The organism is Mangrovibacter plantisponsor, assembly GCF_003182475.1.
GTDB lineage: Bacteria > Pseudomonadota > Gammaproteobacteria > Enterobacterales > Enterobacteriaceae > Mangrovibacter > Mangrovibacter plantisponsor.
This window is the reverse complement of sequence record NZ_QGTS01000002.1, coordinates 281,161-304,823: the sequence shown is the minus strand read 5'-3', so window position 1 is coordinate 304,823 and position 23,663 is coordinate 281,161. Positions and strand designations below refer to the sequence as shown.

The following is a 23,663-nucleotide window of genomic DNA, read 5'->3' as shown; positions in this document are numbered from 1 at the left end:
ACCTCCTGATACGAGTAGAGACCAGTGATATATGCCGCGGGGCCTGCACCCCGGGCAGGGTTAACGCAACGCCTGAGTAAGCTCAGCCAGCCGGTGTTGTGATGCGCGGCGGGCAGCCAGTGCCTCTTCCAGCGTGACAGGGATAAACTGCACCTGTTGATTAGGCTGTAATTGCCCAAGGATGGGCAGGTCACAGCTAATCACCGTACCCAGTGTCATATACCCGCCACCAGAAACGGCATCACGCAGCAGGACAATGGGTTCCAGCCCGCCAGGCACCTGCACAGAGCCAATGGGGTAACAGGCATCAACAATGTTCGAAGGGTCTGAGCCTGCGCCAAAAGGTGGCTCTTCCGGTTTAAACGTTAACGGTGTGCCACCTTTCAGCCGGTAACCGGTTCGGTCGGCTTCGGTGCTGACATGCCAGGTATCGGCAAAAAAGTTATCGATGGCGGCCTCAGTCAGGCGGTGGATATACAGCCCGGGCAGCATCCGCAATGTGACTGATTTCGGGAATGCCGTAAGTAAATCTTCCGGTACTGTTTTGCCTTCAAGCTGCAAGCGCTCCGCCGTTACTGGCAACACGGGCAACGAATCCCCTGCGGCGAGGCGCCTGCCCTGGTAACCACCCAGCGCACCGAGCGTATAAGTTGAACGGCTACCTGACACCAGCGGAACATCAATCCCGCCCGCTACCGCCAGATACGCCCGGCAACCCTGGCGCGCCGGGGCAAAACGCAGGCGCTGCCCGGCAGCGATAAGCAAGGCGGTGTTGTTGTTGGCTGGCTGGTTATCCACCAAGGGCACCATGCCCGCACCGCATACGGCCACCAGGGTATTTTCAGTAAACTGCAATTCCGGGCCCAGCAGCGTCATTTCCAGCACGGCGTCATCCGGGTTGTTGCCCACCAGCAAATTCGCCATCTGCATAGAATAGGGGTCCAGCGCGCCAGAAGGCGGTATCCCCAGGTGGTAGTACCCTTCCCTTCCGGTATCCTGCACTGTGGTGGCAAGGCCAGGCTTGATAACATTAATGGTCATACAGCCCCCTTTTTAGTTGCTGAGGATACCCTTGTGGGTCGTTAAGAAAATCTGCCAGCGCAAAAGTCACTTCACGGATTCGTGGCGTGAACTCGCCGCGTTGAACCTCTTCACACAGTGCGTCATAGGCTGCCCGGTCCACCGGGCGAAACTGCACAATGTCCCCCGCTTTGAAAAACACCATGTCCTGTTTGAGATACCCCAACCGTTGCGCCGGGTCATAGATGGGCATTGGCGTAATGCCAAACAACTGGTAGCCACCTGCGCCGCGCACCGAGTAAATGCAGCTGAAACACCCGCCATGGCCTAAAGACAACCCGGGGGTATCGGTGCGTGGGCGCAGGTATTTCGGCACCTGTAACTGCTTTTGCCGTTCAACCATTTGGTACATAAATGGCAGGCCAGAAACAAACCCCACCATCGAAACAAACCAGGGCGTGTTGCTGTGAGCGGCAATGAACTCTGCGCTGTCTGCAAACCCGTTAATCTCTGCCGCGTAATCCAGATCACTGCCTTCCGGCGCCTGGTGGCGGTCACGAAAGCGCATCAGCGTTTCGTGTGTCCAGGGGTCGTTGTAAAACACCGGAACCTCAATGATCCGGGTTTCCAGGGTGTCGGCCTCCCCACTACGTCCTGCTTCCAGTGCCTGCAGTTGTTCCAGCAGCACATAAGGGTCGAGGACATCCGGGTTAAAACGCACCTGAAAAGAGGCATTCGCCAGGCAAATATCCAGCACACCAGGTAACTGAAGGGCTTCCAGCGCCCGCGTCAGTTTCAGCCCCCGGAAAAAAGCCTGCAAAGACATTCCCCGGTCAATTTCGGCGAAAAGGTGCTCATCGCCGCCAAATGAGTAACGAATTGGGTTATTGGCCATAACGGCGCACCTCCCCGGCAGGCGTGGACGCACTCTGGTTGCGCTCCGCCAGCCACTGTTCGAGCGTGGTTGTGGTAAATTCGCCAGCTTCCAGTTGTGGAAGGCTCAGCAACCATTTATGTAGCGAAGCCGTGTTTTTCACACCGCGCAGTTCCAGGGAACCCAGTGCCTGCCGGGCTCTCTCCAGGGCCTGCGGGCGGCTCTCTCCCCAGGTAATCACTTTCGCCAGCAAAGAATCATACCAGGGAGGAATGCGGTAACCGCTATACACATGGCTGTCTACGCGTACACCTTCACCGCCCGGCCAGACCACGCCTTCAATCACCCCCGGGCAGGGAAAGAAGTTTTTGTCCGGGTCTTCGGCGTTAATACGCATTTCACAGGCACTGCCATGCAGAGTGATATCCTCCTGCGCCAGCGTCAGAGGTTCACCATTGGCAATGCGTAACATCCACTGTACTAAATCCACACCCGTAACCATTTCCGTTACCGGGTGCTCTACCTGAATACGGGTGTTCATTTCAATAAAGCAAAATTCGCCACGCACCTCATCAAACAGGTATTCCAGGGTACCTGCCCCCCGGTAACGCAAATGCCGGGCTAATTGCAGCGCACTGTCACACAAGGTTTTTCGCTGTTCGTCACTCAGCGCCGGTGAAGGCGCTTCTTCGAACATTTTTTGCCGCCGCCGTTGCAGAGAACACTCCCGGTCAAACAGGTGAACGACATGCTCGCCATCACCCAGGATCTGCACTTCAACATGGCGGGCCCGGGCAATAAACCGCTCCAGGTATACTGCGCTGGAACCGAATGCCGCTTTGGATTCACTTTGTGCAACGGGGAATTCCCTGGCGAGAGCGTCGTCGTTGTCTACCACGCGAATGCCTCTGCCACCACCACCAGCCGCCGCTTTGATCATGCAGGGGTAACCAATCTGTGCAGCATGGGCCTGGGCTGCCTGGACCGTTTCCAGCACTCGGGAGCCCGGCACCACAGGGACACCAGCTTCAGCGGCAGTGCGGCGGGCCGCGGCTTTATCGCCCATAACACGAATCGTTTGCGCATCCGGCCCCACAAAAATCAGCCCGGCCTGTTCCACGCGCTCTGCAAACTGCGCATTCTCAGACAAAAACCCGTACCCGGGGTGAATGGCGTTAGCGCCACTTTGGGTTGCTGCGTTCAGTAACGCGTTAATATTCAAATAGCTTTGTGATGCCTGCACCGGGCCAATAATCACTGTTTCATCTGCCAGGTGAGCCGCAAGGCTGTCTTTATCTGCTTCACTGCAGGCTGCAACCACAGGAATACCCAATGCCTGTGCTGCACGAATAATGCGCACAGCAATTTCCCCACGGTTAGCAACCAGCAGTTTTGTTATTTTGCCTGCCATATTTCCTCCAGGGTGGTTATGCATTATCGGTTTTTATTATGGCTATCGTTTGCCCGGGCTCGATGGCATCACCATTTTGTATCGCTATTTCTGTTATCGTGCCTTCCACTTCAGCAAACACTTCGCTAAATTGTTTCATCACTTCAATTAAGCCAATAACCGTATCTGCAGACACTACCTGGCCGGGTTCAACAAAAGGTTTGGCGTCTGGTGATGGCTGGTGATAAAAAACACCAGGCAGAGGTGATACCACTTCAAAATCAGACATATTTTTCTCCAGGTTATATTTATTTCGCCGCACTCGGGGAGGCAATTTCCACACCGTGGTGAATGAGTGCCGTTTTTACCGCACTAATAATTTCCAGAGCACCAGGGGTGTCGCTATGAATACAAATAGAATCAAAATTAATTGGGATAATATTATCGGTTACTGTTTTCACTTTCCCTTCAAGGCATGCCAGGAGAACTTTATCGACAATATCCTGCACTTTCAGGTGCCCGGTATTGCGGGTGAAAACGATAACGCCTTGATCATCATAGGCTCTGTCTGCATAAAACTCGGTAACCACAGGCTGCCCAAGTTGCTGCGCCGAACGCCAGACTGCAGTATTTTCCATGCAGTACAGGCAGAGTTTGCTGTCCAGTTGGTGTAATGTTTCCACAAACTGTTGCGCCGCAGCTTCATCACGCGCCAGGTGCATATACAATGCACCGTGGGGTTTTATATGCTGCAATGGCAAGCCAGACAAACTGGCAAATTCCCGTAACGCACCTAACTGGTAAATAATATCGTTGATTAACTCACTCGCAGGGATAGATAAATGGCGCCGCCCAAACCCCTGTAAATCACGAAACCCCGGGTGTGCGCCAATTGCCACATTATTTATTTTCGCCTGCTCAATTGTTTTGCGCATAATATTTGGATCACCGGCATGAAAACCAGTGGCAATATTAGCAGAGCTGATAACTGACATTAATGCGTCATCCACACCATCGCCAATCACCCATGAGCCAAAGCTTTCACCTATATCTGAGTTAATGTCTACTCTTTTCATCATATATATTTCTTATTTATCGCAGGAGTTGTTTATTTAATATATGAGTATTTATTTTCGTTCGGAAAGTAGTATTTTTAGATGGCGTAATATCAGAAAATCAGAAGGCTTAACTCACACAGCCTTTTAAGCCGCGCGCACCCATAATACAGAGGACGATGTTGATGCTAACCTTGCGCCAGGTTCGTTATTTTGTTGCCACGGCAGAGATGGGGCAAATCTCACTCGCCGCCGTTCACCTGAACATTTCGCAATCTGCCGTAACGGGCGCGATTAAGGAACTGGAGCAACTGTTGGGGAAAAAGCTGTTTTCCCGCTCCGTGCATGGCATGGTGCTGACCGAGCACGGCAATCACTTTCTCAACCATGCCTACACCATTTTGCAAACTGTCGATAACGCGGTGCGCAGTGTGCCGGTTAACGACAACGGCGTGCGGGGAACCCTGCGTCTGGCAGCCAGTTACACAGTTATTGGTTATTTTTTACCTTTCCATTTGCAGCGCCTGGCGCAGGACTACCCACATATTGATATTCAACTGTTTGAGTATGAGCGCCAGGATATTGAGCAGGGGTTGCTGGACCACTCACTGGACATGGCACTGGTGCTGACCGGTAACTTACGCCACCAGGATATCTACGCAGAAACGCTGTTTAACTCCACCCGGCGTTTGTGGTTGCCTTCGCACCACCCGCTCTGTGCTAAGTCACAAGTTACGCTGGAAGACGTTGCTGGCGAGCCATTTATCATGCTGACAGTAGATGAAGCCGCAGACAGCGCCATGCGCTACTGGGAGGAAGCCGGGTTTCGCCCGGATATTATATTGCGCACCAGCTCCGTTGAAGCCGTGCGCAGCATGGTCGCCAACGGTTCAGGCATCGCAATATTGTCTGACCTGGTTTACCGCCCGTGGTCTTTAGAAGGGCGGCGTATTGAAACCCGCTCGCTGGTGAATAACGTGCACCCAATGGGGGTTGGCCTGGCCTGGCGCAACGATACCGAGTTCACGCCTGCCATGCTGGCACTGCGCGAATATTTCCGCAGTGCGTTTATTACCCAGCAAATTAATATGGTGAGGCGTTAATGGGGAAAAGGTATTCCAGTTCCCAACCCATTATTCATACCTTAACAGGTTGTACTTTTACCTAAGTTTTGCAGAACACTTAACGCACGCTCTGCATCTTCAGCGGCAACAAACAGGTGGTCGTGATAGAAACCGGCCACCACATTGCAGCTTATTTTTTGGGCGGCCAGCGCCTGCGAAAACGCCGCCGTCAGCCCAACGGCCTCCAGAGATGAGTGCACTTCCAGGGTTATCCAGGCGGCCACATAGTTGCACGGGAAGCCGGATTCGCGGGCTATATCCTCCGGTAATACCAGCGTAATGCCCTCCTGTTCACGCACCACAACCACTGCGTGAGTCGCTAACTGTTCAGGCAGCGTATTTGTCGTGCAAAAAACATAGCGGCCAGGGTTATGGCGCGGTGACGCAGAAGCCAGCAGGCGTTCCAGGTTGGTTTCTCCAGACATTGTCTCTCCTGTTTAATCACTCTTTATTCAGGACAGTAAACATAAACCGCACTACATGCCACCGGTCAACACAAAAATAGCCCATTATGATGACGGATGTTGTTTCGCATAACAGGAGAAAAAGATGGGGCGTTTTTCCGGCAAAAATATTCTGATTACCGGTGCCACCAGTGGCATGGGTCTGGCGGGTGCAGGCAAGATCATTGCCGAAGGTGGCAATGTGATGGCAACCGGGCTGAACCCGCAACGTATTGCTCTGGCACAACAACAACTGGGCCAGCGCACTCAGGTTCTGCGTAACGATGCCGCGCAAGTGGCGGATGTAGATGCACTGGCACACCAGGTGGCGAACTGGGGAAAACTCGATGGCCTGTGGCTTAATGCCGGGTTTGCTGAGCTCAGCGCGCCAGAAGAAATCACAGCCAGCGCATTTGACAGCATGATGAACGCCAATGTGCGCGGGCCCATGCTGCAACTGGCTGCGCTGTCGCCATACTTAAACCCCGGTGCATCTGTACTGGTAACCGCGTCTTCCTCGGTTTATGAAGGTGCTGCTGCCACCAGCTTATACGCTGCCACTAAAGGCGCGCTGGTTGCCATGGTACGCAGTTGGGCTTCAGCCCTCGGACCACGGCATATTCGTGCCAATGTTCTGGTTCCTGGCCCAATTGACACCAACTTTCGCCATTTTTTGCCTGAACAGGCCAGGCAGGCATTTGAGGATTTTGTGGTAAGCCAGGTGCCATTACAACGAGCCGGTACAGCCGGTGAGGCTGCAGCCGTTGCTTTGTTTCTCTTGTCTGATGACGCAAGCTATGTCACGGGCAGCCAGTACGCCGTGGATGGTGGCCTGGTTCGTTACTGACTACCCCTCGCTTGCCTTTTCTGGCAAACACTTTAATATCGCCCTGTTCACCTGAACCCCTGGATCAGCAGACAGGGCATAACTGAGCTGGCTCACCCTTTGTTTAACAGCGCGTATTTTGCGCGTGAATACAGACAGGAGCCACTCATGGCCGCTCAACGTATCTGGTTAAAAAACCCACTGGCAATTGCCCTTCCCGCTCATTGTGATGGCCTCGGTGGTATCGTGGTGGAAGGTAGTCTGGTTGATGAAGTCATCCCGGCAGGTGGCCAACCCACACGCCCTTGTGATGTCGTGTTTGATGCCCGCGAGCATGTGGTTCTGCCCGGGTTAATTAATGCCCACCACCACTTTTACCAAACCCTGACCCGCGCCTGGGCACCCGTGGTTAACAAACCCCTGTTTCCCTGGCTGAAAACGCTGTACCCGGTTTGGGCACGGCTGACACCAGAAGCACTGGCGCTGGCAAGCCAGGTGGCAATGGCGGAGTTACTCCTTTCCGGTTGTACCACCGTGAGCGATCACCACTATTTATTCCCCGGTGGGCTGGAATCTGCCATTGATATTCAAATTGAAGCCGTTAACCAGTTAGGGATGCGCGCGTTGCTCACCCGCGGTTCCATGAATCTGGGCGAGGATCAGGGTGGCCTGCCACCGCGCCATACCATTCAGGACAGCGATACCATTCTGGAAGACAGCCTGCGGTTAGTTAAACGCTACCACCAGCGCGGCCCGGGCGCGCATATCCAGATTGGCCTTGCTCCCTGTTCCCCGTTTTCAGTTACCCGTGAATTAATGCAGGAAATTGCCCGCCAGGCAGAAGTGCTGGATGTACGCCTGCACACCCACCTTGGCGAAACCGATGACGAAACCCAATACTGCCTGTCACACTTTGGGCAACGTTGTGTAGATTACCTTGAAGATGTGGGCTGGCTGAATTCCCGGGTCTGGCTGGCGCACGGCATTCATTTTGACCAGCAAGAAATTGCCCGGCTGGGTGCGGCTCAGGTGGGGATTTGCCATTGCCCGGTGTCCAATATGCGCCTGGCTTCCGGGATTTGCCCCACCGTGGACCTGGAACAGGCAGGCAGCCCGGTAGGCCTGGGAGTGGATGGTTCTGCATCTAACGATGCATCCAACCTGATGTACGAAGCACGCCAGGCTCTGTATTTGCAGCGCCTGCGCTATGGTGCCGAGGTTATCACCCCGGAACGCGTCATTAGCTGGGCAACCACCGGCTCAGCCCGCTTGCTGGGCCGCACAGATATTGGTGAAATCGCACCAGGCAAACAGGCCGACCTGGCACTGTTCCGCCCGCAAGGGCTGGCATTCAGCGGCAGCCATTCGCCCCTGGACGCGCTGATATTGTGTGGTGCCCAGCAGGCAGACCGCGTGATGGTCGCTGGGGAATGGCGCGTCACCAATGGCGAAATTACCGGTCTGGATATTCCTGCACTTATCAATAAACACCAGGCGGCCGCCAGGCAGATAATCCGCCAGGTTTAACCAGGTTTGTTCATGCCCCGGTTTGCCAGGGCATGAACAGCCACCAGGGCTAATGGCTGGCAACCACTGTCGCAGCCATAGTTTTATCCAGCGGGCGATAAAAATACCAGCCCTGGGAAAAGGATTTCGGGATTTCGCGGGAGATAAAATGCACCTGATAACGGTGCTCCACACCTTCAAACACAATGTCTTTTTCTATTTCCCGCAACAGCACTATCAGGTTCATCAATGTTTTGTTATTGATAGAATCAGTGCCGATGGCATTGGTAATAAATTTATCGATTTTAATCTTGTCGTAATTATTGCTGGTGAGCCAGGATATATTTGAATACCCGGTGCCAAAATCATCAATAGCGATACTGAACCCACGGTTACGTAATACACGCATGCCACTATCCACATCTTCTGTGGAAGCATTAGCTCGTTCTGTGATTTCCAGCACCACTTGCTGTGGCGACAGGCCCACGATATTCACCGATTCGCTCAGATAATCGATAAACGTGACATCGCGAATATCATCCGGAATCACATTAATGCTGACGAACAAATTATGTTTTTTCAGCGTATCGCTAATTTCCCGCAAGGCCATTTTCGTAACCAACCGGGTAATCGCCTGCACCTGCCCGGTCTGTTCTGCCAGGGGAATAAAAGTATCTGGTGAGACATCGCCCAGCAATGAATCCCGCCAGCGTATCAGTGCTTCAAACCCCACTATTTCGCCGGTTACCGTGCGGACAATCGGCTGGTAGACCAGCGAAAAGCTTTCATTGCGAATGGCTCTTTTCAGCCGAACATCCATAGATACCCGGCGGCGGCGGTAGAAAAACAGCAGGTAACTGGCCGCCAGACCCGCGCCCAACCCGGTACAAACCAGTGCAACCAGGCCCCAGGCAGGTAAATCTGTCGCATCATTCAGCACAGCACTGATGCGCACGCAAATACTTCCCTGCGGCCCGCAGCGTTCTATACCATACACATTGCGCTTAAGGCCCAGCCTGTCATGTAACCGGCCAGCCGGCAGCGTACCAGACTGGCGAATAACTTTGCCCGTGTCTTGTTGCACCAGCGACAGCATCAGGCCATGTTCACGAACATTGCGGTCCATGGTTTCCATCATCATGGGGGAAATGAACAACACAATGTCGCCACGGGTTATCACATCTGTGGCAATTCCCTTACCCAACAAGGTCGAGTTATTAAACATTAACCCGGTGCCAATTTGTGTAACCACCTGGGGAACCGGTACATGAGCAGGAGGAAGTACCGCGCCAGACGAGGTACAGGTCATCAAACCATGGTGCGTGATACCAATTTCACGAATAAACTCATATTTCCATAAATCATTTTTTAGTTGCCTGACAACATCCTGGGTACAACTCACGCCGCTATATTTGTCATTAAGATGATCTAACGCGCTACGAAACTCTGCCGCCACTTCCGAAACACGGTTAAGAATAATAGCCGCACTATCATCAATGACTCTTTGTTGAACCGCCCGGTATCCCCAGGAAAAAACACACAAAAAAACAACGAACACGCATAATGGGAAAACTGAAAACAGAAACCGTTTTTTTGCCCGCCATTTTCGCGCTTCGGACATATCTGTATCCCCTTTAAACAGAGAACTTATTAGTGCGCACCTGAATAATGATGCTTTAACACCCAATAACCGGCCTGAAGCTGGCAAAACACGAACCTGTGATTTAACCATACTCAGCAACTTTTTCGAGATTTTTCCGGCAATTCAGATAAACACCACCCGACATGGCCCTTCGAGGTAAAAGCGCCTGCCGGTAAAACGGTTCCACTACGCCGCAAAGGGCGACATCATACAAGCCAGTTGCTGAGTTGAGTAGACATAATCAGTGCAAGGTTTTGCCTTTTTTGCTACCCGCGCCTATTTTGGCGATTTTCTCCGCAAGTGGAAGCTTTTACATTAAAACACGCTGAATTTTTTGTCTCACACGTTATTTTTATTTGTCTTTTACTGCCTTTAAAAAATGCTTTAATTCGTGCCAGTAACAGAAACCCGGCGTCTGGCGGGATTTATTCGCTAAAACTGTTTTCTCTCACATCGAGTCAGGGTAGTCTCATAAGCAAGCCTTATTTTTGGCAGTGAACTTTGTGAGTATTTCCGGTACCGCTCAAAACCAATAACAACAAATGACGTAACAAGACAGGATAACTATGGATACGACACTCGCCTCTTCTGCTTATGAAGAGCGCACCATTGCACTGTCACGCGCAAAGCGTGCAGCCTGGGGGAGTTTCGCAGGCGCAGTGGTGGACTGGTATGACTTTTTACTCTATGGCATTACTGCGGCACTGGTCTTCAACCATGAATTTTTCCCGCAAATAAGCCCGGCGATGGGTACTCTGGCAGCGTTTGCCACCTTCGGCGTGGGCTTTCTGTTTCGCCCGCTGGGCGGTATTATTTTTGGGCATTTTGGCGACTTACTTGGCCGCAAACGCATGCTCATGCTTACTGTCTGGTTGATGGGCCTGTCCACCGCCTGTATTGGTTTACTGCCGTCATTTGGTTCTATTGGCTGGTGGGCTCCCGCCCTGCTGGTGCTGCTGCGTGCTATTCAGGGGTTTGCCGTCGGTGGTGAATGGGGTGGTGCTGCGCTGCTGTCTGTAGAAAACGCGCCTGCTGGCAAAAAAGCCTTTTATAGCAGTGGTGTCCAGGTAGGTTATGGCGTGGGGTTATTGCTCTCGACAGGCCTGGTTTCCCTGATCAGCCATTTCACCAACGACAGCCAGTTCCTCGAATGGGGATGGCGCATTCCGTTCCTGTTCAGCGTGGTTCTGGTACTGGCCGCCTGGCGTATTCGTAACGACATGGAAGAGTCTGTCGAGTTTGAAAAACAGGCCGTGGCAAAACCGGCCTCTGCCCGCCGCACGTTACCGGTGATGGAAGCAATTCGCCGCCATCCAGGCAGTTTTTTGCTGATTATCGCTCTGCGGCTGTGTGAATTGCTGACAATGTATATCGTCACCACCTTCGCGCTGAATTACTCCACAACCAACCTGGGCATGCCCCGGGAACTGTTTTTGAGTGTTGGGTTATGTGTGGGGGCGCTAAGTTGTTTCACCATTCCGCTGTTCGCCCTGCTGGCAGACAAATACGGCCGTAAACGGATTTATATAACCGGTGCTCTGATTGGCGCGGCAAGTGCGTTTCCTTTCTTTATGGCTCTGGAAGCGCAGTCCGTTGCCGGTATTATCATTTGTTCCCTGCTGCTGGCGAACCTGGCGCATGATATGGTGGTGTGTGTTCAGCAGCCTATCTTCACTGAACTGTTTGGTGCCAGCTACCGCTACAGTGGCGCCGGTGTTGGCTACCAGGTCGCCAGTGTGGTTGGTGGGGGCTTTACGCCGTTTATTGCTGCCGCTCTGGTCACCTTCTCTCAGGGCGCATGGCACAGTGTGGCGATTTACCTGATGGCCGGTTGCCTGCTGTCTGCCGTGGTCGCGTTTTTGATGAAAACACCAGCGACCGGGAACGAGTAACATGCTTGCACGGCAGGCCTTTTCGGGCCTGCCATCTTTCCCCACATTATTCTGGCAACCGGATAACGGCTTTTTCACGCTGTACATGCAGGTAGCTTATTTACTTATCCGCTGCCTGACCACACCCGGTTTCATACATCCCCACCTTTGCTCAGTGAGCAAAAATCAGCTTAACACTATGTTTTTTATATAATATCAATTCAGTTTATATTAAAAATAAAAAATCAAAATTGGATTTATTACAGAGCAATACGCACTATTACTCCCGAACTAACACCGAGCGCCATCCGCATGCAGCCTGCAAACAGATTTACCTGTTGCACTGTACTTATTACCGGATTGCCACAGCGAAATACAATTCAGGAGTAAAGACATAATGATGAACGCGATTATTTGGCCAAAAGGTTTTGTCCCGGGCTCTACCGAGAACTTTGCATCTAATGAAGTGATTGTTGCCGGGCTGAGTGCAGCCGATATCTGGCCTTTGCTGGTAACCCCGGCTCACTGGCCAACCTACTACACCAACTCTACCAATGTCCGCTTTTATGACAATAAAGGGCCAGAGCTGCGCAATGGCGACCGTTTTTACTTCGAAACTTTTGGCTTCCCGGTAGAGTCACAATGCAAGGAAAGTGTGGCACCTGCAGGTAATCAACCTGGCCGTCTGGCCTGGCATGGCTGGGCAGGCGAAGAAGGCACTGAAAGCCGCCTGGATGTGCACCACGCGTGGTTAGTCGAAGACCTGGAAGGGGGACGCGTGCGTATCCTGACGCAGGAAACGCAAAAAGGGAAACCGGCTGCTGACTTACATGCAACCAAACCAAACCCAATGATCAATGGCCACCAGGACTGGCTTGATGGCCTGGTAGCCGCAGCAGCCTCACAGTAAATGTCTCAAAACACCGCGCACTTAACAGCGTCGCTCACTTTAACAATACGGGCCGCCGGTCTGGCTTATTGTTCTGGTAACAGTGCTATGTTTCTGGCTGGATGGCTCAGGTTTTCCTTGCGGTGAACCTGTACCTGTTCAGCTATTTCCCACCCAATGCACCTAACTGTATTTCGGGCTGGCTGACCAGCTCAATACTGAATTGCTCAACCGTTTTTTGCTGCTCCATTGCCAGGGTTCTTAACCTGCTGTAAGCCGAGTTTTCATCCAGCGCAAAGTGGCGCATAAGTAACAGTTGTGCAGAAAAAACAAAGCGCCGGGCTTTAAGGCGCTCTTCCATTTTTTGAATACTGGCTTCAAGAGACTGGCGGTTTTGCCAGTTATGCAGCGCCAGGGAAACCGCCGTCAGTAGCCCGTCGTAACGCACGGGTTTACGCATATGCCCGTCAATCCCCTGGGCAATAACCCACTGCAGGCGGGATGGCGTTTCGTTGCCAAGCAGTGCGATTCGGGGCAACGCAGGCCAGGACAAAGCGTCGCCACCGTTCACATCCGGGTTATCACTGTCAAAAATCAGTGCATCAACTTGCGTGCTATCGCTTTCAAGGGAAAATGCCGCCAAACGCCGGGTTTTCATACCCAAACGCAGGCACTGTTGCTCAAGGTTCTGTGCTGTTTGCTCATCACACCCCACCAGCCCGAGAGACAACCCACGCACTCGCCAGGTATTTTTTCTCATCCGCCCTCCTGCTCCAGCGAAGACGGGTTCTCCACCAGTTCATTCAGGTCAACCCAGGTTAACCATGGGTCTGGTTTCACGGGCTCAGGCGCCTGCCACAAGATCTGAAAACGGCCATCAGCACCGCAGCGAGCAAGGCGGGGCGTTAGCCAGGCATGGTTATTTTCCGGGTCAATTCGGGTACACCCGCCAGGCCCTTCAATTACGTCCTGATACACAGCCTGGCGTACATCAGCGACATCGGCAGAATGTGCCCGGGCAATGGCCCGCGCCAGAAAATGCCCACTCAGCCAGGCCGCTTCTGAATCCACGGAAGGCGAGCTGTGCTCACCAAAACGTTCGCGGTAACGTTGCAAAAAGCGCTGGTTTTCTTCACGTTCAATACTCTGGAAATAAACGGCAGATACCAGGTAACCTTCCAGTGCGGCGCTGCCCACGATATCCACTTCAGGTTCACAGAGTGTGAGGCTCAGTTTCACGCGTTCCGGCGAACGCAGCCAGGCATGCTCTGTTGCCGCGGCGTGCCATGCCTGGTAGAAACGGTATGCAGTAACACCCACCAGAGTAACCAGTACCACAGGCGGGCGTTTTTCAATGATGTCATCAATCACTGCCTGAACATCGGTTTCACCCAGCGCCAGCAAGCGGCTTGCCACCAGTTCGCCTCCCACAGGCTCTATTGCCTCGCGGGTGATACGGTCAATTTCCCATGACCAGACGTAATTGGAACCAACGTGGTAAATTTTGGGCTCATATTGCTCCAGCACATATTTAATCATCGGGATAACGTGCTGGTTAGGTGCGGCACCAAGGTACATCACGTTGTTGCTGCTTTCGAAGCCTTCATAGCGTGCTGAATGCCATAACAACGCATCGGCACTTTCAACCAGTGGCAGGATCTGCTTACGTGATGCCGAGGTATAGCAGCCCACAATGTGTTTCACACCATGGCGGTGCAATAATTCACGGCAGTACTCCGCGTATTTTTCCAGTGAACCGGCCGGGTTAAGCACCACCGGAGCCAGGGTAAAATTGTAGTCAGGCGACGCATTCGCCTCTTCTATTGCCAGCAGAATGCCATTAAGCATCTCACGCCCGATAACACCGTAATGCCCGGAAAGGGAATAAAGGATCCCTACCGGCACAACGGTTTTTTTCTCTTCTGCTTTCAATGAATCGGGGGTTGAAATCACGAATCCTCCGGGTAAAAACAGGCCGGGGCATAGCGCCCAACGGCCCAGGGTAACACCCGCTTACAGCGGTTCCTGCCTGGCTTTAATCAGTGGCAGGTAGCCATTTGTCTGGCGCATCGCAACCAGGTCTTTGCGCCTGACCACATTGGTGGGGTAAGGCGTATCCAGGTTGCTGGTATCCATAGTTAAGGTTACCAGCCCCTGCTCATCCAGCAACAGGCTTTCATGGCGCGGGAATGCAAAGGTATCCGGGCCGAAAATACCACTCAGTCCCAGAGATTTACCGGGCTGGTAACTGTTCGCCCAGGCCAGGTAACAGTTATTTTCCCCGGCACGCACGCGCGGAACCAGCCAGTGATATTTATCGGCGCCGCACGGGATGGGGTAATTGTGTGGTATCTCTGAACCGGGGTGAGCACCAGGTACTGGCTCCCCCATTGCCGCCGGGCAGGCAAGCAGGTCGCAGCCCCGCAGAGCCAGAATACGCCCGGCTTCCGGGAAAGTGATATCTTCACCAATCAGTAACCCCATCCTTCCACAGGGGATATCCACCGTCACCCATTTATCACCGGGTATTGCCCAAGTTTTATCTGCTTCGCTGAGGTGGATTTTGCGGTAAGCGCCCAGAATACCCGCCGGGCCAACCGCAACCGCGGTGTTGAAGCATTGCCCGGCATCAGCTTCAACCAACCCGGCTACCAGTGTCATTTTCAGGCTGACAGCCAGTTGAACCAGTGCCGTTACTTCAGCCCCGGGCAGGTGCAATGCCTGCGCAGCCCCCTGGTATGGCCCCGAGAGTGAAAACTCAGGAAACACGATGACTTCAGCCCCTTTTTCCTGTGCCGCAGTCGCCAGGTGGCGGATATGTGCCAGGTTCTGTTGCACATCATGTTGCGGGGTAAACTGCCCGACAGCAATTTCAGAGACTTTCCCGGCTGGCAGCGGAGAACGCTGGTAAAGGTTGAAAAAGTCCAGAGGGTTCCAGGTATAACTGTCATTCATCAATTCCAGGTACTTTTCCGGGCGGCGCTGGCAGACACGAGGCGCTTTCTCGCCACGCCCCAGTATTATCTCCCCCATCACGATACCGTCACCACTGTCGGTACTGGCCTGAATACCGCCATCCGGGTTTATCACGCAACTGCCGCCGCTAAACTGCACACCGCGCTCCAGCCCCCAGCGGTTGCTTTCAATCAGGTAACAGTCATTTTCCCAGGCCCGGTTGATCCAGTACGGCGCCGGTGTCCGCTCCGCCAGCCAGTTGCTGATATGGCAGATAACATCGGCATTCTGCACCCCGGCCAGGCGGGCTGTTTCAATAAAATGGATATCCATGCAAATCAGCATGGCAATGCGCCCGACAGGGGTTTCAAATACTGCATGCCCTTTGTCGCCATTTGCCGCCCACTTCGGCTCAGAAATATACGGGTGAGTTTTACGGTGAGTGCCAACCACTCCTGACGGGCCAATCAGCGCCGCCGAGTTGTAGTACAACCCGGTTTCGACATCCACTTCTGGCATACCCAGCACCAGGTAACAGTCATAACGTGCCGCCAGCGCGGCAAAGCGCCGGGTTGTATTACCTGGGATAGTGTCCACATAAGGGGCGATTTCTTCACGGTTTTGCCAGCAGTAACCACTTACCCCCATCTCTGGCATAACCAGCAGTTTCGCGCCCTGCTCCGCGGCCTGTTCACATAAAGCCAGCAACGCCTGAATATTTTCTTCCTGGCGAAACATCGTTGGTTCAAACTGAATCGCTGCAACCTTGACCGTCATTAGTTCATCTCCGTAGCAGACTGTTTATTGGGAGCCGGGCACAGGCTGGATTGTGAAGGAGACCAGTTGGTTACCACATCCTGCGGGAATTGCGTGAAGTAGTAGCGGCCACGGGTTGCCACGCTGAACACAACATGCAACACCGGGCCAACCAGCATGGAGATAAACGAGGCGTAATACATTGGGTAAGCGCCCAGAATACCGGCGGCACCAATTGCCACGGCAATCAGCAACGCGAACACACCGGCCGGGTTCCATGAGTGCAGGTACTCTTTGCGGTATTCCACAAAATCGGAGGGAGCAAGGTTCAGTAATTTACGGCAAACCAGGTAATCCGCCAGAATAATAAACACCCAGGTATTCGTTAAAATACCGGTAATAGACAAGAACGTGCCGGTATACTGCAGAATATTGCAGATATAGAACACCACACCAAGCAACCAGACCAGCAGCATCCACCACTGGCGACCCGGGCGGTAGTTAAATGCCATATCCATGGTATTGGACAGGGCTATTGAGCCGGAATACAGGTTCAGCACGTTAATACGAATTTGCGTAATCACCGCAAACACCACACCAACCAGTGCCAGGATGAACGGGAACACAAAACCCGGGTCCATTGCGAGCGAGAACGGGTTGGGGTTGTCAATATGCGGCATCAGCGTGTATGCCAGAAACGCACCAAACAGCATTACCACCACAATAGGCAGCAGCATCCCCAGCATGATGCCCGCAGTGCCTTTATGAGTCACACCTGGTTTCGCAAAGCGGCCATAGTCCGTTGCCATCAAACCCTGGAAAACAATCTGCCCATTCGCCATATTCATAACCAGCCACAACGATGTGCTGTTCACTTCACCACTGGCATGCCAGCCTGATGGCCCGACGGCATCGTAATGATGAGTCAACTGGTAGATACAAAACCCGAACAGCAGAATAAAAATGGGCACGCCCCAGGTTTGCAAGAACTGCATGGATGACATGCCTTTCCACACAAACCAAATTGCCACCAGGCCTGTGCAGGCAAAGATCATCACACCAGCCAGTGAATTCACTTCCACCCCGGAGTAGTTAGCGATGGCATGGGAAACAATGGTGCCTTCAAACAGGAAGTAGAAAATGAAGTTGATGGCATAAATGGCCGAGGTAAACGCGGAGCCCATATACCCAAAACCGAGGCCCCGGGTCATCAGGTTCAGTGACAACCCTTCTTTGCTCGCCAGTTTCATGATGCAGGAACCAATAATGGTTGCGAACACCACCATATAGCCAATCGGCAGTAGCATAGTGGGCCAGCCCACCAGGTTGCTCATATCTGCCCCAAGACTGAACCAGAACATGGCGGTTGAGTTACCCAGCAACACCAAAATAATGGCAGGGATTGGCCAGCGGTAGTGCTTTGGCACCCGGCCAACGGCGTAATCTTCCACCGCTTCGGCTTCAGTAATGTCTTGTGGCCCCTGGAACCACTGCTTAAATTTACTCATATTTGTCACTCCAAAGGCATAAAAAAAGCCCCGCCAGCTCATTGAGCTGCGGGGCTTCTTTGCCTGAATTCTGTTAGTTTCACTGCGCCTTACAAAGACGCCAGCGTGGAGGTACAACGGCATGAACGGCGACGCTGCCTGCCAGGCCCATAACGGGGCGAGGCCATGCAACCCGACTAAAGCAAAAGTAATGCCAGTTAACAGGGTTTTTCTTTAATGATATGTTTTTACACTCTTTTTTATAATTTTGTACATATTGCATTTATTACCGCCGAGCTACCAGAGCGCACCGTTGTAGTGCGTGATGGTGTTATGGAAGTGCAGCCCAGGGGAACGAAATCCACTCTGCCAGTACTGCGCAAATTGCGCGCCGTGTCCATCACTCTGCTTTCTCTCACCCGCTGCGCCCGGCGCCCGCAGGGGGCACTGGCCCGCCAGGCACGCCTCAACGATTCAGATGCCACACTCCACACCCGCCTGTAATATCTCAGCAAAAATCAAAGAAAACAGACAACGCACAAATCCCACAGCCACTCAGCACAACACAAAAAGCCCCGCTACTTGCAGCGAGGGCCTGTTCGCGTAAGACCGGTGAACCGCAGAAAGGAAGACAAGGTTATTCCGCCCGGACGGCGGAATAAGGCGAACCGAGGCATGGACGCCGAGTCGAGCCGGCCGCAGGCTGACTGCCCGGAGGTGAACGCAGTGCGCAGCACCGGTCGCCCGCGAAAACGGGGATTGCAAAGGGGGCGAGCCCCCTTAGCCCGTTCACAGGCTGTGAAGCCACATTAGCCCCATCACTTCAAGTGAACGGAAACAACTACACTGCAAGTGAACAGAAACAACAACACAAAAAGCCCCGCTACTCGTAGCAATATGGCCATATTGGTCTTCACCTCCTATTGAGGGAGTTTCAGAAACAATGTCCGCTGCTGAGTTTGTGATGGTTTGAAACCATGGTGAATATAGAAGTTTTTGGCTTCTTCCGTAAGCGCGTGAACCATGATTGCACGCACACCAATATTCTCGGCTACTCGATAACAACGAAGCACTGCGTCATGCAGTAAATCAGCACCAAGCCCTTTTCCACGGAATGAGACATAGACAGCCAGGCGGGCAAGTATAATGACAGGAATGGGATCAGGCATGTTACGCCGAAGGCTGCCTGTCGCTTCTGTATGGTTGACGCTCCCGGTGGCCAGAGAGTAAAAACCGGCTATTTGTTTAGTGTCCTTCTCACAAACCACAAACGTTCGGGCCGCTCCGATAGCCTGATTTCTGAGGCCCCTCTGCTTTAACCAGTCATCGAGCACTGCTTCGCCGCTGACAAACTCCGTTACCTGATGAAAAGCGGATAAAGGTTCTGGTGCTGTTACACGTCCCACTGAGGTTTCCTTGCCAGCAGTTTTTCGATAACGGGATCATCTGCGACCGGTGCATCAATCATATCGATGAACTCTGCGTATTGCTCATCGTTAAAATTAAAGACGCGGCGATCGAGGATAACATCCTCGGCAGCCTTACAGGCTATTTCCAGAATGAAATCTGTACGTGATTTATGAAGGATTTCAGCAGCAGCATCAATGAGTGCTCGCTGGGATTCCTTGGCTCTGAGGTTAAGTTGAACATCTGATTTCATGAGATACCCCTGTATAGCATTTGCTTTACAGCGTAGCACAATAAAAATGTATAGCAACCGCTATACACCAGATTATCGTCTTTCATATTTCGAATGATTATGCTTGGTTCGCGCCAATCACACTTCGTCACTTACTGCTGCTTTTTCTGCTCATCTTACCCGGTGCTATAAAAGTGCCTTTTTTGCTCACACGAAAAGAACGAAGCCCTTCCTCTCCATGTTCGTGGAACACCTCCATCCTCTTTCCAACAGAGACCGCACTAGCGACATTAAAGGCACAAATCCCACAGCCACTCAGCACAACACAAAAAGCCCCGCTACTTGCAGCGAGGCCTGTTCGCGTAAGACCGGTGAACCGCAGAAAGGAAGACAAGGTTATTCCGCCCGGACGGCGGAATAAGGCGAACCGAGGCAGGGATGCCGAGTCGAGCCGGCCGCAGGCTGACTGCCCGGAGGTGAACGCAGTGCGCAGCACCGGTTGCCCGCGAAAAACCGGATTGTTAAGGGGCGGGCCCCTTAACACGTTCACAGGCTGTGAAGCCACATTAACCACGTTACTGGAAGTGAACGGAACTTTCACCATACTGTCACAGTGAAATTTCACCACACTGACACAGTGAAAAGTGAACGGAAAAACCACACAAAGTCAGCGCACCGGCATCAGGTTCACAACAACCAATCAAAGATGAAAAGCAACCCGCTTACCTGTCGGCAGCGTCACATCCAGACTTAACTCTCCCCCTAACGCCTGCACATAGCGCTTCAGTGTAGAAAGCCGCGGATCATTGCCAGCCTGTTCTATTCGTGCAACCGAAGGCTGTTTTACCCCCATAGCCGCAGCCAGCTCTGTCTGTGAAATATTCAATTCGTCACGCAACATGCTAAGCGCAATCTGGATACTGACCGCCTCAACCCGCTCAGCTACACGCGCCTGCATTTCAGGGCTTTCTTTAGCCAGGAGTTCTCTGTAAGTCGCCATAATTATTTCTCCAGTGTTATAAGATGTTTGCGGTATTCCGAATCAGCCAGCCTGATCATGTCCTTATAGAAACGTTGCTCGTTTAACCCTGTTTTATCACCAGCACACAAGACGATTGCCTGCCGGGTGGGATCAAAAGCAAAAAACGCTCTGACAGGATTACCGGCATGCTGTATACGCAGTTCTTTCATGTTTGCAAAAGAAGAACCTTTTAATGTATCAACATACGGCCTGCCCAATTTAGGACCGAATTTCTCCAACACCCCCATAGCGACATAAACCGACTCTCTGAGAGCATCTTCCTGCCCCAAAAACCACTCATCAAAACACTCCGTTGTTATGATTTCCCACATAGTAAGCCTATAGTGAATTCGCTATAATTGAGATTATAATGAATTCACTATAATCTCAATAAAACAGCCGTCACAAATCTGCCACCCTACCAATAAGCCAGCAGCAAAAAACACACAAAGACAGGCCAGGCACAAATTCAACAGCCACTCAACACAACACAAAAAACCCCGCTACTTGCAGCGAGAGTTGTGTCGCGTAAGACCGGTGAACCGCAGAAAGGAAGACAAGGTTATTCCGCCCGGATGGCGGAATAAGGCGAACCGAGGCATGGACGCCGAGTCGAGCCGGCCGCAGGCTGACTGCCCGGAGGTGAACGCAGTGCGCAGCACCGGTCGCCCGCGAAAACGGGGATTGCAAAGGGGGTGAGCCCCCTTCGCCCGTTCACTGGCTGTGAAGCCACATTAAACGCATCACTGCAAGTGAACGGAAACAACTACACTTCAGGTGAACGGAACTTTCACCACACTGCCATCAGTGCAAAGTAAGCGGAACACCCACACCAGCCCTGGTGACCGGAACCAGAAACACCAGGGCTGGGTGAACTAAAACAACCCCTTACTTTTTACCCCTCGCCACCACAACCTCCTGCGCCACGTTATCCGGCGCCTCGGCATAATGGTGGAACTCCATACTAAACGTGGCGCGCCCCTGGGTCATAGAACGCAAAATGGTCGAATAACCAAACATCTCCGACAACGGCACATCTGCCCGGACAATGCGGCTTCCCACCTGTTCTTCCATCCCCTGAACCAGGCCGCGACGTGATGACAAATCCCCCATCACGTTACCGGCATACTCTTCCGGCGTTTCCACTTCCACATGCATCACCGGCTCCAGTAACACCGGTGATGCGCGGCGGGCGGCTTCACGAAACGCCATACTGCCCGCCATGCGGAATGCCATTTCTGAGGAGTCCACCTCGTGGTAAGAGCCAAAGGTCAGCGTGGCTTTTACATCCACCACCGGGTAACCGGCCACCACCCCGGTAGACAGGGCATCGCGAATACCTTTCTCCACAGAAGGAATGTACTCTTTCGGCACCACACCGCCTTTGGTGGCATCGGCAAAAGCAAAACCCGCGCCTGGCTCCTGAGGCTCAACGCTGATAACCACATGGCCGTACTGCCCTTTACCACCAGACTGGCGAATAAATTTGCCTTCCACATCGCTTACCGCTTTACGCAATGTTTCACGGTAAGTTACTTGCGGGCGGCCAATTCGGGCTTCCACACCAAACTCACGTTTCATGCGGTCAACGATAATATCCAGGTGCAACTCCCCCATGCCGGAGATAATCGTCTGGCCAGATTCTTCGTCTGTCCGTAACCGGAATGACGGGTCTTCTGCCGCCAGCCGCTGTAACGCCAGGCTCATTTTTTCCTGGTCATCGCGGGTTTTCGGCTCAATCGCCAGCGAAATAACCGGTTCCGGGAACACCATGCGTTCCAGAGTAAGTACTGCCGCCGGGTCACACAGCGTTTCCCCGGTGGTGACATCTTTCAGGCCCACACAGGCAGCAATATCACCGGCATACAGTACATCCACTTCATGGCGGTTATTGGCATGCATTTGCACAATACGGCCAATGCGCTCTTTCTTGCCCGTACCGGGAATGTACACCTGGTCGCCTTTGTGCAGCGTACCGGAATACACCCGGATAAAGGTTAACTGGCCCACATACGGGTCGGTCATCAGTTTAAAGGCCAGCGCAGAGAACGGTGCTTTTTCATCAGCGGCACGGGTCACCGGTTTGTCCTGTTCATCCAGCCCACTAACGGGCGGAATATCCAGCGGCGATGGCATCAGTGTCACCACGGCATCGAGCAGCAGTTGCACACCTTTATTTTTAAACGCGCTGCCACACAGTACCGGCTGAATCTCACCAGCAATAGTGCGGGCACGCAGACCGTCAAAAATAGCCTGTTCAGGTAATTCACCGCTTTCCAGGTAGCGGTCCATCAAGGTTTCACTGGCTTCAGCCGCCGCAGCCAGCAGGTTTTCCCGCCACTCACTGGCTAACGCCTTAAGCTCATCTGGAATGGGTTCATAACGGAACGTCATCCCCTGATTTTCTTCATCCCAGTACACCGCGTGCATCTTGATCAAATCCACCACACCGGTGAAGTGCTCTTCACTGCCAATGGGTAACGTAACCGGCACCGGGTTAGCATGCAGGCGGTCTTTCATCATTTGTACCACCCGCAGGAAATCAGCACCCTGGCGGTCCATTTTGTTGACGAACGCAATGCGCGGCACATGGTATTTATTCGCCTGGCGCCACACAGTTTCAGACTGGGGCTGCACCCCGCCCACTGCGTCATACACCATAACGGCACCATCCAGCACGCGCATGGAACGTTCCACCTCTATGGTGAAATCCACATGGCCTGGGGTATCGATAATCGTAATATGGTGTGGATCGAAATTATGGTCCATACCCGGCCAAAAGCAGGTAACAGCAGCCGATGTTATGGTAATTCCACGTTCCTGCTCCTGGGCCATCCAGTCGGTTGTTGCCGCGCCATCATGAACTTCGCCCAGTTTATGGCTCAGGCCAGTGTAAAACAGGATACGTTCCGTGGTAGTGGTTTTACCGGCATCAATATGAGCCGAGATACCAATATTGCGATAACGTTCGAGGGGGATGGGTCGGGGCATAATGCGTCCTTAGTCTGTAAGACCAGTTTTTTACGCAGAAACCATTTTCTGCGCTTCATCAATGAAACACATCATAGTACAACTGTACGAGTATTATCGAACTATTATTATCATCGTTGTTATTTGTCAAAACTCACCACCCGGCATACATAGCAAGAGACAGGGTGTTCAGGT

General features: G+C 52.7%; 22 protein-coding genes. 6 read left to right on the top strand and 16 right to left on the bottom strand.

All coding sequences use genetic code 11. The annotated features are described in order from the left end of the window. Window positions 1-60: 60 nt before the first annotated feature. Genes DES37_RS04025 through DES37_RS04005 form a run of 5 tightly spaced genes read right to left on the bottom strand, consistent with a single transcriptional unit; the run spans window position 61 to window position 4,363 of the window. Complete coding sequence (locus DES37_RS04025; RefSeq protein ID WP_110024930.1) at window positions 61-1,041, bottom strand: 5-oxoprolinase subunit C family protein; 981 nt, start codon at window positions 1,039-1,041, stop codon at window positions 61-63. Next, window positions 1,031-1,915: a 5-oxoprolinase subunit B family protein gene (locus tag DES37_RS04020; RefSeq protein WP_110024929.1), complete on the bottom strand. Its 885-nt coding sequence runs from the start codon at window positions 1,913-1,915 to the stop codon at window positions 1,031-1,033. The genes DES37_RS04025 and DES37_RS04020 overlap by 11 nt, the downstream gene beginning before the upstream one ends. Then, a complete protein-coding gene (locus tag DES37_RS04015) occupies window positions 1,905-3,305 on the bottom strand; it encodes an acetyl-CoA carboxylase biotin carboxylase subunit (protein ID WP_110024928.1) in 1,401 nt (466 codons plus the stop codon). Before DES37_RS04015 ends, DES37_RS04020 begins: the two co-directional genes overlap by 11 nt. A 16-nt stretch (window positions 3,306-3,321) precedes the next feature. Further along, a complete protein-coding gene (locus DES37_RS04010; RefSeq protein ID WP_110024927.1) occupies window positions 3,322-3,573 on the bottom strand; it encodes an acetyl-CoA carboxylase in 252 nt (83 codons plus the stop codon). A 19-nt stretch (window positions 3,574-3,592) separates the two neighbouring features. After that, a complete protein-coding gene (locus tag DES37_RS04005; protein ID WP_200874803.1) occupies window positions 3,593-4,363 on the bottom strand; it encodes a 5-oxoprolinase subunit PxpA in 771 nt (256 codons plus the stop codon). Between the two features lie 161 nt (window positions 4,364-4,524). Between DES37_RS04005 and DES37_RS04000 the strand changes: the two genes are divergently transcribed. Continuing rightward, window positions 4,525-5,442, top strand: a complete 918-nt coding sequence (locus DES37_RS04000; protein WP_036112461.1) for a LysR family transcriptional regulator — start codon at window positions 4,525-4,527, stop codon at window positions 5,440-5,442. Window positions 5,443-5,483: 41 nt separating this feature from the next. Here the strand turns inward: DES37_RS04000 and DES37_RS03995 are convergent, their stop codons facing one another. After that, entirely contained in the window at window positions 5,484-5,888 is a 405-nt protein-coding gene (locus tag DES37_RS03995; protein ID WP_036112464.1) for an ACT domain-containing protein, read from the bottom strand. Window positions 5,889-6,012: 124 nt separating this feature from the next. Between DES37_RS03995 and DES37_RS03990 the strand changes: the two genes are divergently transcribed. Both DES37_RS03990 and DES37_RS03985 read left to right on the top strand, forming a co-directional pair. Beyond that, window positions 6,013-6,753, top strand: coding sequence for an SDR family oxidoreductase (locus tag DES37_RS03990; RefSeq protein WP_110024926.1), 741 nt, complete (start codon window positions 6,013-6,015; stop codon window positions 6,751-6,753). 147 nt (window positions 6,754-6,900) lie between these two features. Then, window positions 6,901-8,259: an 8-oxoguanine deaminase gene (locus tag DES37_RS03985; protein WP_110024925.1), complete on the top strand. Its 1,359-nt coding sequence runs from the start codon at window positions 6,901-6,903 to the stop codon at window positions 8,257-8,259. Window positions 8,260-8,308: 49 nt separating this feature from the next. Here DES37_RS03985 and DES37_RS03980 read toward each other — a convergent pair whose 3' ends face one another. Continuing rightward, on the bottom strand, window positions 8,309-9,859 hold the full coding sequence (locus DES37_RS03980; RefSeq protein WP_170123723.1) for an EAL domain-containing protein: 1,551 nt from the start codon (window positions 9,857-9,859) through the stop codon (window positions 8,309-8,311). A 587-nt stretch (window positions 9,860-10,446) separates the two neighbouring features. On the opposite strand from DES37_RS03980, the gene shiA reads away from it, so the two are divergent. Then, the gene (gene shiA / locus DES37_RS03975) at window positions 10,447-11,772 is read left to right on the top strand and encodes a shikimate transporter (RefSeq protein ID WP_110024923.1); all 1,326 of its coding nucleotides are present in this window, start codon (window positions 10,447-10,449) and stop codon (window positions 11,770-11,772) included. Between the two features lie 379 nt (window positions 11,773-12,151). Next, the gene (locus DES37_RS03965; RefSeq protein ID WP_110025060.1) at window positions 12,152-12,661 is read left to right on the top strand and encodes an SRPBCC family protein; all 510 of its coding nucleotides are present in this window, start codon (window positions 12,152-12,154) and stop codon (window positions 12,659-12,661) included. 142 nt (window positions 12,662-12,803) lie between these two features. Here DES37_RS03965 and DES37_RS03960 read toward each other — a convergent pair whose 3' ends face one another. The 4 genes from DES37_RS03960 to DES37_RS03945 are packed head-to-tail and all read right to left on the bottom strand — an operon-like array spanning window position 12,804 to window position 17,859. Further along, window positions 12,804-13,400: an ANTAR domain-containing response regulator gene (locus DES37_RS03960; RefSeq protein ID WP_110024921.1), complete on the bottom strand. Its 597-nt coding sequence runs from the start codon at window positions 13,398-13,400 to the stop codon at window positions 12,804-12,806. Further along, on the bottom strand, window positions 13,397-14,593 hold the full coding sequence (locus tag DES37_RS03955) for a transporter substrate-binding domain-containing protein (RefSeq protein WP_245929973.1): 1,197 nt from the start codon (window positions 14,591-14,593) through the stop codon (window positions 13,397-13,399). Before DES37_RS03955 ends, DES37_RS03960 begins: the two co-directional genes overlap by 4 nt. A 60-nt stretch (window positions 14,594-14,653) precedes the next feature. After that, window positions 14,654-16,372, bottom strand: a complete 1,719-nt coding sequence (locus tag DES37_RS03950) for a nitrilase-related carbon-nitrogen hydrolase (RefSeq protein WP_110024920.1) — start codon at window positions 16,370-16,372, stop codon at window positions 14,654-14,656. Then, window positions 16,372-17,859 carry a purine-cytosine permease family protein gene (locus DES37_RS03945; RefSeq protein ID WP_110025058.1) on the bottom strand — a complete coding sequence of 496 codons (1,488 nt, stop codon included), beginning with the start codon at window positions 17,857-17,859 and terminating at the stop codon, window positions 16,372-16,374. The genes DES37_RS03950 and DES37_RS03945 overlap by 1 nt, the downstream gene beginning before the upstream one ends. A gap of 216 nt (window positions 17,860-18,075) precedes the next feature. On the opposite strand from DES37_RS03945, the gene DES37_RS03940 reads away from it, so the two are divergent. Next, on the top strand, window positions 18,076-18,342 hold the full coding sequence (locus DES37_RS03940; protein WP_110024919.1) for a hypothetical protein: 267 nt from the start codon (window positions 18,076-18,078) through the stop codon (window positions 18,340-18,342). Between the two features lie 416 nt (window positions 18,343-18,758). Here the strand turns inward: DES37_RS03940 and DES37_RS03935 are convergent, their stop codons facing one another. From DES37_RS03935 to fusA, 5 genes are all read right to left on the bottom strand, one after another. After that, entirely contained in the window at window positions 18,759-19,244 is a 486-nt protein-coding gene (locus DES37_RS03935; protein WP_110024918.1) for a GNAT family N-acetyltransferase, read from the bottom strand. Next, window positions 19,232-19,498: a type II toxin-antitoxin system TacA family antitoxin gene (locus DES37_RS03930; protein WP_036112514.1), complete on the bottom strand. Its 267-nt coding sequence runs from the start codon at window positions 19,496-19,498 to the stop codon at window positions 19,232-19,234. The genes DES37_RS03935 and DES37_RS03930 overlap by 13 nt, the downstream gene beginning before the upstream one ends. A gap of 679 nt (window positions 19,499-20,177) precedes the next feature. Next, the gene (locus tag DES37_RS03920; RefSeq protein ID WP_110024916.1) at window positions 20,178-20,477 is read right to left on the bottom strand and encodes a helix-turn-helix domain-containing protein; all 300 of its coding nucleotides are present in this window, start codon (window positions 20,475-20,477) and stop codon (window positions 20,178-20,180) included. A gap of 2 nt (window positions 20,478-20,479) precedes the next feature. Beyond that, window positions 20,480-20,830 (bottom strand): type II toxin-antitoxin system RelE/ParE family toxin, encoded by a 351-nt coding sequence (locus DES37_RS03915; protein ID WP_036111407.1) that lies wholly within the window; start codon window positions 20,828-20,830, stop codon window positions 20,480-20,482. 556 nt (window positions 20,831-21,386) lie between these two features. Further along, window positions 21,387-23,489 carry an elongation factor G gene (fusA, locus tag DES37_RS03910; protein ID WP_110024915.1) on the bottom strand — a complete coding sequence of 701 codons (2,103 nt, stop codon included), beginning with the start codon at window positions 23,487-23,489 and terminating at the stop codon, window positions 21,387-21,389. Window positions 23,490-23,663 lie beyond the last annotated feature (174 nt).